General features: G+C 66.8%; 15 protein-coding genes. 12 read left to right on the top strand and 3 right to left on the bottom strand.

The features are described 5' to 3' along the window. Positions 1-17 precede the first annotated feature (17 nt). On the top strand, positions 18-587 hold the full coding sequence (locus ABE424_RS02475; RefSeq protein ID WP_346492303.1) for an N-acetylmuramoyl-L-alanine amidase: 570 nt from the start codon (positions 18-20) through the stop codon (positions 585-587). A gap of 3 nt (positions 588-590) precedes the next feature. Here ABE424_RS02475 and ABE424_RS02470 read toward each other — a convergent pair whose 3' ends face one another. From ABE424_RS02470 to ABE424_RS02460, 3 genes are all read right to left on the bottom strand, one after another. Further along, entirely contained in the window at positions 591-1481 is an 891-nt protein-coding gene (locus ABE424_RS02470; protein WP_346492302.1) for a sulfurtransferase, read from the bottom strand. Continuing rightward, positions 1478-2281 (bottom strand): CoA pyrophosphatase, encoded by an 804-nt coding sequence (locus ABE424_RS02465; protein WP_346492301.1) that lies wholly within the window; start codon positions 2279-2281, stop codon positions 1478-1480. Before ABE424_RS02465 ends, ABE424_RS02470 begins: the two co-directional genes overlap by 4 nt. An 87-nt stretch (positions 2282-2368) precedes the next feature. After that, the gene (locus tag ABE424_RS02460) at positions 2369-3070 is read right to left on the bottom strand and encodes an FKBP-type peptidyl-prolyl cis-trans isomerase (RefSeq protein ID WP_176989918.1); all 702 of its coding nucleotides are present in this window, start codon (positions 3068-3070) and stop codon (positions 2369-2371) included. Between the two features lie 167 nt (positions 3071-3237). Here ABE424_RS02460 and ABE424_RS02455 point away from each other — a divergent pair, with 167 nt between their 5' ends. The 11 genes from ABE424_RS02455 to phoU all read left to right on the top strand — a co-directional run bounded on the left by ABE424_RS02455 (position 3238) and on the right by phoU (position 13470). Then, positions 3238-4020: an enoyl-CoA hydratase-related protein gene (locus ABE424_RS02455; RefSeq protein ID WP_346492300.1), complete on the top strand. Its 783-nt coding sequence runs from the start codon at positions 3238-3240 to the stop codon at positions 4018-4020. A gap of 3 nt (positions 4021-4023) precedes the next feature. Further along, positions 4024-4386: a hypothetical protein gene (locus ABE424_RS02450; protein WP_346492299.1), complete on the top strand. Its 363-nt coding sequence runs from the start codon at positions 4024-4026 to the stop codon at positions 4384-4386. Next, positions 4386-5060 (top strand): endonuclease III, encoded by a 675-nt coding sequence (gene nth, locus ABE424_RS02445; protein ID WP_346492298.1) that lies wholly within the window; start codon positions 4386-4388, stop codon positions 5058-5060. The genes ABE424_RS02450 and nth overlap by 1 nt, the downstream gene beginning before the upstream one ends. 179 nt (positions 5061-5239) lie before the next feature. After that, positions 5240-6451, top strand: a complete 1212-nt coding sequence (locus ABE424_RS02440) for an OprO/OprP family phosphate-selective porin (protein ID WP_346492297.1) — start codon at positions 5240-5242, stop codon at positions 6449-6451. Between the two features lie 103 nt (positions 6452-6554). Continuing rightward, complete coding sequence (locus tag ABE424_RS02435) at positions 6555-7334, top strand: hypothetical protein (RefSeq protein ID WP_346492296.1); 780 nt, start codon at positions 6555-6557, stop codon at positions 7332-7334. A gap of 123 nt (positions 7335-7457) precedes the next feature. Next, a complete protein-coding gene (gene pstS, locus ABE424_RS02430; protein ID WP_070471808.1) occupies positions 7458-8477 on the top strand; it encodes a phosphate ABC transporter substrate-binding protein PstS in 1020 nt (339 codons plus the stop codon). Between the two features lie 309 nt (positions 8478-8786). Continuing rightward, the gene (gene pstS, locus ABE424_RS02425) at positions 8787-9878 is read left to right on the top strand and encodes a phosphate ABC transporter substrate-binding protein PstS (RefSeq protein ID WP_259260177.1); all 1092 of its coding nucleotides are present in this window, start codon (positions 8787-8789) and stop codon (positions 9876-9878) included. 134 nt (positions 9879-10012) lie between these two features. Next, positions 10013-10981 carry a phosphate ABC transporter permease subunit PstC gene (gene pstC, locus ABE424_RS02420; RefSeq protein ID WP_346492295.1) on the top strand — a complete coding sequence of 323 codons (969 nt, stop codon included), beginning with the start codon at positions 10013-10015 and terminating at the stop codon, positions 10979-10981. Continuing rightward, positions 10981-11847: a phosphate ABC transporter permease PstA gene (pstA, locus tag ABE424_RS02415; protein ID WP_121041559.1), complete on the top strand. Its 867-nt coding sequence runs from the start codon at positions 10981-10983 to the stop codon at positions 11845-11847. The genes pstC and pstA overlap by 1 nt, the downstream gene beginning before the upstream one ends. 19 nt (positions 11848-11866) lie before the next feature. Then, entirely contained in the window at positions 11867-12697 is an 831-nt protein-coding gene (gene pstB / locus ABE424_RS02410; RefSeq protein WP_070471812.1) for a phosphate ABC transporter ATP-binding protein PstB, read from the top strand. 65 nt (positions 12698-12762) lie between these two features. After that, the gene (phoU, locus tag ABE424_RS02405; RefSeq protein WP_176989927.1) at positions 12763-13470 is read left to right on the top strand and encodes a phosphate signaling complex protein PhoU; all 708 of its coding nucleotides are present in this window, start codon (positions 12763-12765) and stop codon (positions 13468-13470) included. Positions 13471-13598 lie beyond the last annotated feature (128 nt).

Here is a 13598-nt window from a genome sequence, read left to right as displayed (position 1 = left end):
AATGCTAGCATCGCCGCATGCCCGACCGCGCCCCGCCCGCCATCGATGCACAGCCCCTGCCCTACCAGGACAGGCTGCTGCCGCGCACGCACGACGAGATCGATCTGGTGGTCATCCACTGCACCGAACTGCCTGACCTGGCCATGGCGCGCGCCTACGGCGAGCGTGTGCTGTATGAGAGCGGCGCCGGCAACAGCGGCCACTACTACATCGACCGCGACGGGCGCATCGTCCAGTACGTGGCGCTGGACCGCGTCGCGCATCAGGTCAGCGGCTTCAATCCGCGCTCGATCGGCATCGAACTGGTCAACACCGGGCGTTACCCGCACTGGTGGGATTCCCGGCACCAGGCGATGGACGAGCCCTACCCCGATCTGCAGATCGCGGCCCTGATCGATCTGCTGCAGCATCTGTGCGGGACGCTGCCGGCGCTGACACATATCGCCGGCCATGAGTGGCTGGATACGCGCGAGGAAGTGGCCAGCGACGATCCGGAGCGGCGCGTGCCACGCAAGCGCGATCCGGGTCCGTTGTTCCCGTGGCCGCGCGTGCTGGCGGCAGTGCCGTTGCAGGAACTGCGTGGGTGATGATCAGCCGGTGGCGACGGGACGCGACGGGTCGCTGACCCAGCCGCTCCACGAATCCGCATAGATCCGCGCACCTTCCAGCCCCGCGACGTCCATCGCCAGCAGCAGGTGGCAGGCGGTGACGCCGGAGCCACACATCAACACCACCTCGTCCGGCGCGTGGGTGCCGATCAGCGGCTGCAGCGCCGCGCGCAGATCGTCCGCAGGGCGCAACCGCCCGTCATGCACGTTCAACGCGAAAGGACGATTCACCGCGCCGGGCACGTGGCCGGCGACCGGATCCAACGGTTCCACTTCGCCACGGAAGCGTTCACCGGCCCGCGCATCGATCAGCCAGCCCGGCGCGTGCTTCAACCGCGCCTGCACCTCCTCCACCGAGGCGATCCGGTTGCGGTCGAAACGACCGGGGTACGGCGGCAACGGGGACACCTGCGGCAGCGCCGCCGTCACCGGCAAACCAGCCGCCTGCCAGGCGGCGAAGCCACCATCGAGCACCTGCACGTGCGCATGTCCGATCAGCCGCAGCAGCCACCAGAGGCGCGCGGCGGCCATGCTGCCGTCGCCGGCGTCGTAGACCACGACCCGGGTCTGCGGCCCGATGCCCCACTCGCCCAGGCGCGCGGCGAACGCGTCGCTGTCCGGCAGCGGGTGACGGCCATGGCCGGTACGGCCGAGATCGGACAGATCCCGGTTGAGATCGGCGTACAGCGCACCGGGCAGATGGCCCTGTGCATACAGTTGCGCACCGGACTGCGGGTCGGCGAGCGAGAAACGCGCATCCACCACCGTCAGCGGCGGGGCGGCACTGGCCGTCGCCCGTGCATCCATCAGGCGCGTGGCGCCCTCCTCCAGGGCCTTTGCGAGGGCGGTGACATCGATCAGTGGCGTGGTCATGCGGTCTGCTCCAGGCGGCGACGCAGGTTGTAGAGAATGGCGGCGGTCGCGCCCCAGATCCGCTGCCCGGGCCAGCCGTATTCGAGCACGTGGCGGATGCGCCCGCGATGGTCGATCTCGACGTGGTGCAGGTTGGCCGGATCCATCAGGTAGGACAGCGGCACTTCGAATACTTCCGCGACCTCCCCCGGTTCGGGTACGGCCACGAACGCGGGATCGATCACCGCCACCACCGGCATGACCCGATAGCCGGTGATGGTCACGAACGGGTCGAGATACCCGAGCACCTGCACCTGGTCGTGCTTGAGCGCGATTTCCTCGTCGCTCTCGCGGATCGCGGCCGCCACGGCGTCACGGTCGTCCGGCTCCATTCGGCCGCCGGGGAAGCCGACCTGGCCCCCATGGTGGCGCAGCGTGTCGGTACGCCGGGTCAGCAGCACCTGGGCGCCGCCCTCGCGCGGAATGATGCCGGCCAGCACGGCGGCTTCGACCGGTGGGCCGGGCGGCAGGAGATCGATGAGTTCGCTGCGGTTCCAGCCATCGCCCTGCGGCGGCTGGTCCAGCGGATGCAGTGCGCGCAGCAGGCGTTCGTGCTCGGCCAGCGAACCGCGCAGCGACTGACGCAGTTGTTCGCGCAGGGGCAGCGTGCGCTGCATGACGTGATGCTGTTCGGGTCGGCTCATGGTTCGCCAGCGGGTGATCTCATCCACGGTGCGCAGGCAGCCCGTGCAGATACCGGCGCGATCCAGTGCGCAGATTCCGATGCAGGGAGTGGGCGCGGCATGCGGGGATTCTTCCATCGATTGGACCGCTCAACAGTAGCGCGAATGCACGGAAACGAAAAACGCGCCGGTGTTTCCACCGGCGCGTTCTTGATGTTGCAGAAATTACTTGACGCTGACGAGCTTGATTTCGAACTGCACCGCAACGTTCGGCGGGAACGGCGTGCGCGGATCGGCACCATAAGCCTGTTCCGGCGGCAGCGTCACTTCCCACTTGGAGCCGGCCGGCATCTGCAGCAGGGCTTCACGCATGGCCTTCATTTCGACTTCGCTGACCTTGATGCCCGGGATCTGCTGGGCCGGGCGCGCTTCGGCCGGACGGGTGCCGAACGGATACGGACCGGCCACTTCCAGCTGCACGGTGCTGGCCTGGGTCGGCTTGGCACCCTTGCCTGCTTCGATCACGCGGTACTGCACGCCGCTCGGAAGCGACTGCACGCCGGCCTTGGCCTTGTTGGCGGCCAGGAACTGGGTGCTCTTGGTCTTGTTCTCGGCGGCAGCCTTGTCGTACTCGGCCTTGGCGGCCTGGGCACGACCCTGCTCACGCTTCTGGAAGGCTTCGACGGCGGGCTTCAACTGCTCGGCCGTGATCGACGGCTGCTTCTTGGCGTAGGCATCCTGCAGGCCCTTCACCACCGAGTTGATGTCCAGCTGCTCGCCGCGTGCGGTGAGTTCAGCCAGGTTGTTACCGTAGTCGTAACCGAAGTAATAGCTCAGCTTGCCCTTTTCGGACGAGGTGTCCTGGGCGAAGGCATTGCCCGTCAGGGCCAGGGCCGCGACGGCGACCGCGATAGAACGCAACTTCATCAAACTTTTCTCCAGGGGTGGTAACTCAGGACGCGTTGGGCCGCCCTGAGGCGACGGGTTAGGATAGCCGCCGCAACGTTGAACCGCCACTAACGACGGAGGCTCTGACCTGACTTCGTTTCAAGAGTTCAACATCACTATTTTTTAACGTTTTCAGGAGTCCTGCCGTGGCCGACGCCCTTATCGCGATTATGGACGATGGTGCCGTACGCACCGTGACGGTCAACCGCCCGGACAAGCTCAACGCCCTCGACCGGGCCACGCTGGAAGCCTTGGATGCCGCCTTCGCCGCGGCGGCCGCCGATCCGGACGTGCGGGTGGTGGTGCTGACCGGCGCCGGTCCCAAGGCGTTCGTTGCCGGGGCCGACATCGCCGAAATGAACGGCCTGAGCGCGGTTCAGGGTCGTGATTTCTCGCTGCTGGGCCAGGGGTTGATGCGGCGCATCGAGCGGATGCCCAAGCCGGTCATCGGCAAAATCAATGGATTCGCGCTGGGTGGCGGGCTGGAGCTGGCGATGGCCTGCCACCTGCGGGTGGCCGCCGAGACCGCCAGACTCGGCCAGCCGGAGATCAACCTGGGGCTGATCCCCGGCTTCGGTGGCAGCCAGCGCCTGCTGCGTCTGTGTGGCCGCGCCGCCGCGCTGGAGCTGTGCCTGCTCGGCGCCCCGATCACCGCCGCCCGCGCCGCGCAGTTGGGGATCGTCAACGAGGTCGTCCCGGCCACCGATCTGGATGCCCGCGTCCACGCACTGGCGTCGCAGCTTGCCTCGGCCGCGCCCCTGGCGCTGCGCGGCATCCTGGATGCCATCCACATCGGCGGCGAGTGCGCGCTGGGCGAAGGTCTGGAATACGAGAGCGCGCAGTTCGGCCTGATGTTCGCCACCGAGGACATGCGCGAAGGCACCAGCGCCTTCCTCGCGCGCCGCCCGCCGGTGTTCCAGAACCGCTGAGCCATGTCGCCTTCCGATACCGCTTCGCCAGCGCAGCTGCTGGCACTCGTGCGTGACGATCACTGGGACGCCGCGCTTGCGGCCGGCCTGATGGACTACGTCCCGCAGCCGGGCGACGAGCACCTGCTGGCCGACCATCCCGATCTGCCACAGCGCCTCCAGCACGCACAGCAGCAGCTGCAGCGCGCCTGGGATGCACGCGAACGCTATCGCCAACGCGGGCAGCGGCTCGCCCGTCGCGCCGCCGAACGGGAGGCGCGCCGCGCGCCGCCTCCCACACCCGACATCCAGAAACCCGCCCTGCCCTCGGCCGCCGCCGCGATTCTCGCGCGCGCCAAGGCGAAGGCGGCCGGGCGTTTCCCCTGATGGCCACGATGAAGAAAACCGCCGCACGCAGCGCGCGCATGCCCAAGGCCGATGTGATCGAAATGTTCACCCGCCTGCGCGAGCTCAACCCGCACCCCAGGACCGAACTGGAGTACAGCTCACCCTTCGAACTGCTGGTGGCGGTGACGCTGTCGGCGCAGGCCACCGACGTCGGCGTCAACAAGGCCACGCGCAAGCTGTTTCCCGTCGCCAACACGCCGCAGGCGATCCTCGACCTCGGTGAGGAGGGCTTGAAGAAGTACATCGCCACCATCGGCCTGTACAACGCCAAGGCAAAGAACGTGATCGCCGCCTGCGCGATGCTGGTCAACCAGCACGGCGGCGACGTGCCGCGCGATCGCGCCGCACTCGAGGCATTGCCCGGCGTTGGCCGCAAGACCGCCAACGTGGTGCTCAACACCGCGTTCGGTGAACCGGTGATGGCGGTCGACACGCACATCTTCCGCGTCTCCAACCGGACCGGCCTGGCGCCGGGCAAGGACGTGCGCGCGGTGGAGGACCTGCTGGTCAAGGTGATCCCCGCCGAGTTCCTGCTCGATGCGCATCACTGGCTGATCCTGCACGGCCGCTACGTGTGCAAGGCACGCAAGCCGGACTGCCCGCAATGCGTGATCCGCGACCTGTGCCGGTTCAAGGAAAAAACCGCCGCCTGAACGGGGGCGCGATTGCCATATGGACGCAACCCGGCGGTCATCTCCGCCGGGCATAAATGGCAGCCCCTGACGCCGCTTGGGATACGGCAGATGACGGTTTGTCTGAAACTGTCACATTTACGCAATCTTCACTAATTAGCCTGCGCAGCATCTTCCCACCTGCCTGCAAGGCTCCTTCCATGAAACTGCATCGCCAACTTCTTACTGCGGCCGTGGTGGCTGCGCTGTTCGTTCCGGCCGCTCACGCTGAAGTGGCCATCGATGTGATCGGCGGTTCGGAAATCACGTTCGAGGGCCTGGTCCAGGCCGACGGCAACTGGTTCGACAACGATCTGACCGACCTCAATGGCGGCGACGCCGGCAACGGCAAGAACAGCGAGTTCGAGCTGCGCCGCGCCGAGCTGGTGCTCAAGGGCAAGGGCCCGGGCAACGTGGAATGGGTGGTGGGCTACGACGCCAAGGCCGACAAGTTCCTGGACACCAACCTGAAGTACAAGCTGGCCGGCAACGCCAACCACTTCGTGCAGTTCGGCCAGTTCAAGCAGCCCAACAGCCTGGAAGAACTGTCCAGCACCAAGAACAACGACTTCATCTCCAAGGCCGCGGTCACCAACACCTATGCAGTGGCCCGCCGCCTCGGTGGCGCCTACAGCATCGGCGACAACAACTGGTCCGTCACCGCCAGCGGCTTCGGCCGCGAACTGACCCGCAACCTGGCCCACGGCAGCGGCTACGGCGCGCGTGGTACCTGGGCCCCGATCAATGACAAGGGCCAGGTCCTGCACTTCGGCCTGAGCTACGTCGACTACGACACCGATGCGGACACCCTGCGCGTGCGCGCCCGTCCGAACGCCGACCTGGCCACCGCGCGCCTGGTCGACAGCGGCAACCTGGTCGACACCGACCGCGTCAGCACGATCGGTGCCGAAGCGATGTACATCGGCGGCCCGTTCAAGGCGCAGGCCGAGTACTACACCAGCAAGGCCAAGCGCTACTCGCACGACAACTACAGCAGCGACGGCTACTACGTCAGCGGCCTGTGGAACATCAGCGGCGAGACCTGGGGCTACAAGGGCGGCACCCCGACCACCGGCCTGCCGGACGAGCCGGGCCGCGGCATGTGGCAGCTGGGCGCGCGTTACGACCACATGGACCTCAACGACGGCAACCTGTCGGCGAATCCGGTGGCCGGTCGCCCGCCGATCGTCGATGGCGTGCTCGGCGGCAAGATGGACATCTGGACCGTGGGCGTGAACTACTACTGGCGCTCCAACACCAAGTTCGCCCTGAACTACGTGATGGTGGACAGCAAGAAGTACAGCTCCACCGCCCGTACGTTCGTCAACGACGATCCGAACATCCTGGAAGCGCGCCTGCAGTTCTTCTGGTAAGCCCTGCAACACGCGTGTGACACAAAGGCGCAGCTTCGGCTGCGCCTTTTTTCGTGCCCGTGCGCGGGTATGCTGGGCGCCCTTTGCCCATGGATGGACCCCGATGCGTACCGCACTCCCGCTGCTGCTGGCCGTCGCGTGCAGTGCCGCCGCCCTGCCCGCCCACGCGCAGGACTGCCACGACGCCCGGGCCGCCGCGGAGGAGGCATACGTGGTGCGGGCAGACGGCGCGCTGCCCGATCGCCCCGGCTACACCCGTGACACGGCCGCCAGCGTCTGCCGGCGCTGGCCCGCGCGCCCCGAGCTGACCCTGGTGGCCACGCCCGTCTGGCGCGACGGTGGCGACAACGACGCCCGCGACGGCGATGTGGAGGTGCTGGTGATCGATTCCGACACCCTCGCCACGCGCGCATGGACGGTGCTGCCCGGCGCACTCGACAGCGATGCGGTCTTCTTCGACGGCATGCACCTGGATACCGCGCGCTACCAGCTCGCGCCGGACACCCTCGCGTTCGGCCTGCGCGTGCAGCGGCGCAATGGCTCCGGGCCCAATCCTTTCAGCGAAGAACAAGTGCAGCTGCTGGCGGTGCAGGCAGACACGCTGCGCACGCTTGGACCACCGATGGTGCTGCGTCGCTTCCAGGCCGAGTGGGACACCCGCTGCGCCGGTGAATCCACCGACGTAACGCGCACCGTCGCGGTCGGCCCGCAAGGCAGGCACGGTTTGGCCGACCTCGTCCTGCGCGAGCGCCGGGTCACCACGCACAGCTGGATGGACGGCGACACCTGCCGCGACCAGGACACGCCGGTGGAAGGCGAGCGCCACGTGCTGCGCTTCGACGGCCGCCGCTACGCGGTCCCGGAGGCGTTGCAGCCGTTGTGACACCCCGCCCGGAAGGCGTGTCACGAGGTGGTCATATGACAGTCGCTGCGCTGTCATCGAACCGTTATGGAATGAGCACCGGGCGGGACACCCCGCACCTTCATCCATCCCAGGAGCCACCCCGTGATCCACGCCTTCAAGTCGCGCGCCGCCGTTGCCGTCCTCGCCGCGTCGTCCGTGTTCGCCGCCAATGCCGCCGATGTGACCGGCGCGGGCGCCTCGTTCATCTACCCGGTCATGTCCAAGTGGTCGGCCGACTACAGCACCGCGACCGGCAAGAAGGTCAACTACCAGTCCATCGGCTCCGGTGGCGGCATCGCCCAGATCAAGGCCGCGACGGTTGATTTCGGCTCCTCCGATGCCCCGCTGAAGCCGGAAGAGCTGGCGGCAGCCGGCCTGGCCCAGTTCCCGTCGGTCATCGGCGGCGTGGTCCCGGTGATCAACGTGGCCGGCATCGCGCCGGGCGCGCTGAAGCTGGATGGCCCGACCCTGGGCAACATCTTCCTTGGCAAGATCAAGACCTGGAACGACCCGGCGATCGCCGCACTGAACCCGGGCGTCAAGCTGCCGGACGGCAAGATCACCGTCGTGCACCGCTCGGACGGTTCGGGCACCACCTTCAACTTCGTCAACTACCTCTCCAAGGTCAACCCGGAGTGGAAGACCAAGGTCGGTGAAGGCACGTCGGTCCAGTGGCCGGTCGGCATCGGCGGCAAGGGCAACGAAGGCGTCGCCGCCTACGTGAAGCAGATCAAGGGCGGCATCGGCTACGTCGAACTGTCCTACGCGCTGCAGAACAAGATGTCCTACGCCGCGATGAAGAACGCCTCGGGCAAGATCGTGCTGCCGAGCGACACCTCCTTCGCCGCCGCTGCCGCCAGCGCCGACTGGGCCAGCGCGAAGGACTTCTACCTGGTCATGACCAACGCCCCGGGCGCCGATGCGTGGCCGATCACCGCCACCAACTTCATCCTGGTCCGCAAGCAGCCCAAGAACGTCGCCAACGCCAAGGCCACCCAGGAGTTCTTCCGCTGGATCTACAAGAGCGGCGATGCCCAGGCCAAGCAGCTCGACTACGTCCCGCTGCCGGACACCCTGGTCAAGCAGATCGAGACCTACTGGTCGCAGAACCTGAAGTACTGATCGATCGACCGGGTCACCACCCACGGTGGTGACCTACCGGTAGGTACCGACGTTGGTCGGTACGCGTCGCCCCCGACGCAGCCACCGGACAGTGCAATGGCGCCGGAGGGTCCTCTCTCCCCCTTTCGGCGCCATCGGGCGCGGACCGCAAGGTTCCGCGCCTTTTTGTTGCCTGCCCCTGCGAGCCCGGCCCTTGTGCCGCAAGGCTTCGCGTGCGCCCGGTCACGGCGTCATCAAGCTGTAACAAAAACATCATTTCATAGTCGCGTCGCCGGAAAGACCGGCCCTTGTCCCGCTATGGAGTGACGCATGAAACTGCACACGGCCAGCATCGCCGCCCTTTCCCTGGCCATCGCGCTGGGTCTTTCCGCCTGCAAGCCGGGCGCTGAAGGCCAGGCCGCCGCGCCGGCCACCGACGCGCCCGCCGCCGCCCCTGCCGCAGGCGACCGCCTCACCGCCGAGATTTCCGGGGCCGGTGCCTCCTTCATCTTCCCGCTGGTGTCCAAGTGGTCGGCCGACTACAACACCGCCACCGGCGCCAAGATCAACTACCAGTCGATCGGCTCGGGTGGCGGCATCGCCCAGATCAAGGCCGGCACCGTTGATTTCGGTTCCTCCGACAAGCCGCTGAGCAGCGAAGAGCTGGCCCAGGCCGGCCTCGGCCAGTTCCCGTCGGCGATCGGCGGCGTGGTCCCGGTGGTCAACATCGACGGCCTGGAAGCAGGCAAGCTGCGCCTCAGCGGCGCCCTGCTGGCCGACATCTTCCTGGGCAAGGTCAAGACCTGGAACGACCCGGCCATCGTCGCCGCCAACCCGGGCGTCACACTGCCGGACGGCAAGATCACCCTGGTCCACCGTTCGGACGGTTCGGGCACCACCTTCAACTTCTCCAACTACCTCTCCAAGGTCAGCCCGGACTGGAAGAGCAAGGTCGGCGAAGGCACCTCGGTGCAGTGGCCGGACGGCGTGGGTGGCAAGGGCAATGAAGGCGTGGCCTCGTACGTGAAGCAGATCAAGGGCTCGATCGGCTACGTCGAACTGGCCTACGCGCTGCAGAACGGCATGCCGTATGCCTCGATGCAGAACGCCGCCGGCAACTGGGTGCAGCCGAGCGCGGAAACCTTCGCCGCTGCCGCCGCCAGCGCCGACTGGGCCAGCGCCAAGGACTTCAACCTGGTCATCACCAATGCCCCGGGCGACCAGGCATGGCCGATCACCGCCACCAACTTCATGCTGATGCACAAGCAGCCCAAGGATGCCCAGCGCAGCAAGGACACCCTGGCGTTCTTCAAGTGGGCGTTCGAGAAGGGCCAGACGCAGGCCAACGAACTGCACTACGTGCCGCTGCCGGCCGAGCTGGTCACCCAGATCGAAGCGTACTGGACCAGCGAGTTCAAGTGAAAAAGTCAGGCCCGCGCGCGGCGCGGGCCTGACCGATCGTCGTGCCGGGCGCGGCGCGGCCGCACCACGCGCCTCTGGTGTTGCGGGGCCGCGCCCGGCACTACCTCTTCTCTTTTCGGGCCCCCGCCTCAGCCATGAATGCCATCGCCCAGCCTGTTCCCGCACCGTCCCTCCGCGACCTGCGTGATGCCCGCAACGACAAACTGTTCCGCTGGGTCCTGATCGCCACCGTCGTCCTGGTGCTGGTCGCCCTGGCCTGCGCCGCGCTCTCGATGCTGTGGGGCGGCCGCCATGCCCTGCAGGAGCAGGGCCTGAGCTTCTTCTATTCGTCCGAATGGAATCCGGTCGAGAACAAATTCGGTGCCCTCGCACCGATCTACGGCACCCTCGTCACCGCACTGATCGCGATGGTCATCGCCGTGCCGGTGAGCTTCGGTATCGCCTTCTTCCTGACCGAGGTCGCCCCGCGCTGGCTGCGTGGCCCGGTCGGTACCGCCATCGAACTGCTGGCCGGTATCCCCTCGATCATCTACGGCATGTGGGGCCTGTTCGTGCTGGTCCCGGTAATGACCGAGTACGTCACCCCGTTCCTCAACGATCACCTCGGCACGATGCCGATCATCGGCCCGCTGTTCCAGGGTCCGCCGCTGGGCATCGGCGTGCTCACCGCCGGCTTCGTGCTGGCGATCATGGTGATCCCCTTCATCTCCTCGGTGATGCGCGAAGTGTTCCTCACCGTGCCGACCCGCCTGAAGGAATCGGCCTACGCGCTGGGCTCGACCAAGTGGGAAGTGAGCTGGGACATCGTCCTGCCCTACACCCGCTCGGCGGTGATCGGCGGCATCTTCCTCGGCCTCGGCCGCGCCCTGGGTGAAACCATGGCGGTGGCCTTCGTGATCGGCAACAGCGTGCGCCTGTCGCCCTCGCTGCTCGAGCCGGGCACCACGATTGCCGCGCTGATCGCCAACGACTTCGGCGAAGCCACTGAAACCTACCGCTCGGCGCTGCTGCTGCTCGGCTTCGTGTTGTTCCTGGTGACCTTCGTGGTGCTGGCGATCGCCCGCCTGATGCTGATGCGCCTGGCCCGCAAGGAGGGCAACTGATGTCCACCGCCAATGCACAACCGCTGTACCTGCGCCGCCGCATCGTCAACGTGGTCGCGCTGCTGATGTCCTGCCTGACCGCACTGTTCGGCCTGTTCTTCCTCGGCTGGATCCTGTGGACGTTGGCCTCCAAGGGCCTGGCCGGCATCAACCTGGACCTGTTCACCAAGATGACCCCACCGCCGATGCAGGACGGCGGCCTGGCCAATGCCTTCTTCGGCAGCGCCGTGATGTGCGGCCTGGCGATCGCGATCGGCACGCCGCTCGGCGTGCTGGCCGGCACCTGGCTGGCCGAGTACGGCAACTTCCGCAAGACCGGCACGGTGGTCCGCTTCGTCAACGACATCCTGCTCTCGGCGCCGTCGATCGTGCTGGGCCTGTTCGTCTACACCCTGTACGTGATGCAGACCGGCGGCCAGTTCTCAGCCTTCGCCGGTGCGCTCTCGCTGGCCTTCATCGTGCTGCCGGTGGTGGTGCGTACCACCGATGAAATGCTGCGCCTGGTGCCTTCGCAGATGCGTGAAGCGGCCCTGTCGCTCGGCATCCCGCAGTGGAAGGTGACGGTGCAGGTGCTGTACCGCAGCGCCGCCGCCGGCATCGTGACCGGCATCCTGCTGGCGCTGGCCCGCATCTCCGGTGAAACCGCCCCGCTGCTGTTCACCGCTTTCGGCAACCAGTACTGGAACAGCAACGTGTTCCAGCCGATGGCCTCGGTGCCGGTGGTGATGAACCAGTTCGCCGGCAGCCCGTACGAATCCTGGCAGGTGCTGGCCTGGGCCGGCGCGCTGGTGCTGACCGTGTTCGTGCTGCTGGTCAGCCTTTCCGCGCGCGGCATCCTGCTGCGCAACCGTATCTCCCATGACTGACCTTTCCACGGACATCGCCATGAACGATCTCTCCAACGCCGTGCCGATGCAGCGCATCGTGGTCCCGGCTTCGCATGAAAGCCTGCAGACCCCGGCGCCGATCAAGCTGGCCGCACGCGGGCTGGATTTCTACTACGACAAGTTCCATGCGCTGAAGGGCATCGACCTGGAGATCCCGGAAAAGCGCGTCACCGCGCTGATCGGTCCTTCCGGGTGCGGCAAGTCCACCCTGCTGCGCATCTTCAACCGCATCTACGCGCTGTACCCCAAGCTGGAAGCGCGCGGTGAAGTGATGCTGGACGGAGAGAACATCCTCTCGCCGAAGTACCCGATGAACCGCCTGCGCAGCAAGGTCGGCATGGTGTTCCAGAAGCCGGTGCCGTTCCCGATGACCATCTTCGAGAACGTGGCCTACGGCATCCGCCACCACGAGAAGCTGTCCAAGTCGGAGATGACCGACCGCGTCGAGCAGGCCCTGCGCCAGGGCGCGCTGTGGGACGAGGTGAAGGACAAGCTCAACCAGAGCGCGCTGGGCCTGTCCGGCGGCCAGCAGCAGCGCCTGTGCATCGCCCGCGCCGTGGCCCTGCGCCCGGACGTGCTGCTGCTCGACGAGCCGACCTCCGCACTGGACCCGATCTCCACCAGCCGCATCGAGCAGCTGGTCGAGGAGCTCAAGCACGATTACACCATCGTGATCGTGACCCACAACATGCAGCAGGCCGCGCGCGTCTCCGATTACACCGCCTTCATGTACCTGGGCGACCTGATCGAACACGACCGCACCGAAGTGATCTTCTCGCAGCCCAACAAGCAGCAGACCGAGGATTACATCACCGGTCGTTTCGGTTGATCGGTGCTGTCCCCTCACCAAATGCCCCAGCCAGGCGCGGCCTGGCTCTACCCGGATCGCAGACCATGAATCTTCCCAACGACCACATCGTCAAGAGCTACGACGAAGAACAGCAGCGCCTGGTGGCCGAGATCGTGCGCATGGGCGAGATGGCCGTCGCCCAGCTGGAGGCGTCCATGGACGTCATCGAGAAGCGCGACGAGAACGCCGCCCAGCGCATCATCGCCAACGACGAGGCCATCGACCAGCTTGAGCAGCAGATCAGCCACGACGTCATGCGGCTGGCGCTGCGTGGGCCGATGGCGCGCGACCTGCGCGAGATCCTGGCCGGCCTGCGCATCCCGGCCGACATCGAACGCATCGGCGATTACGCCGCCAACGTGGCCAAGCGCTCGATCGCGCTGAGCAAGGTGCCACCGCTGCCGCAGATCCAGGGCCTGCGTGCGCTGGGCCGCCTGGCCGCCCAGCAGGTGCGCCGCGCCATCGAAGCCTACCGCGACAACGACGCCGCCGCGGCGCTGGAACTGCGCGACGACGACGCCCGCCTGGACGCGCAGTACACCGCGCTGTTCCGCGAGCTGCTGACCTACATGATGGAAGACCCGCGCAACATCACCCCGTGCACCCACCTGCTGTTCATGGCCAAGAACCTGGAGCGCGTGGGCGACCATGCCACCAACATCGCCGAGAACGTCTGGTTCCTGGTGCATGGCGAGCAGGTACTGCCGCCGCGCGAGAAGCGCGACGAGACCAGCAGTACCGATCACGTCTGAGGTCTGCCTGAAGCGCAGGAAGAAGAAGCCGCTGCCTCCGGGTGGCGGTTTTTTTTTGCCTTGCTGTTGCGTTGCCATGATGGCAATCCCCCACACTTCACGAAACGTTGAATCCTGTGTGAGGATTC

Source organism: Stenotrophomonas sp. TWI1149, assembly GCF_039673155.1.
In the GTDB taxonomy this organism is placed as follows: Bacteria; Pseudomonadota; Gammaproteobacteria; order Xanthomonadales; family Xanthomonadaceae; genus Stenotrophomonas; species Stenotrophomonas maltophilia_AA.
Note: the sequence above shows the minus strand (reverse complement) of the source record. Positions and strands in the feature narration are given on the sequence as shown.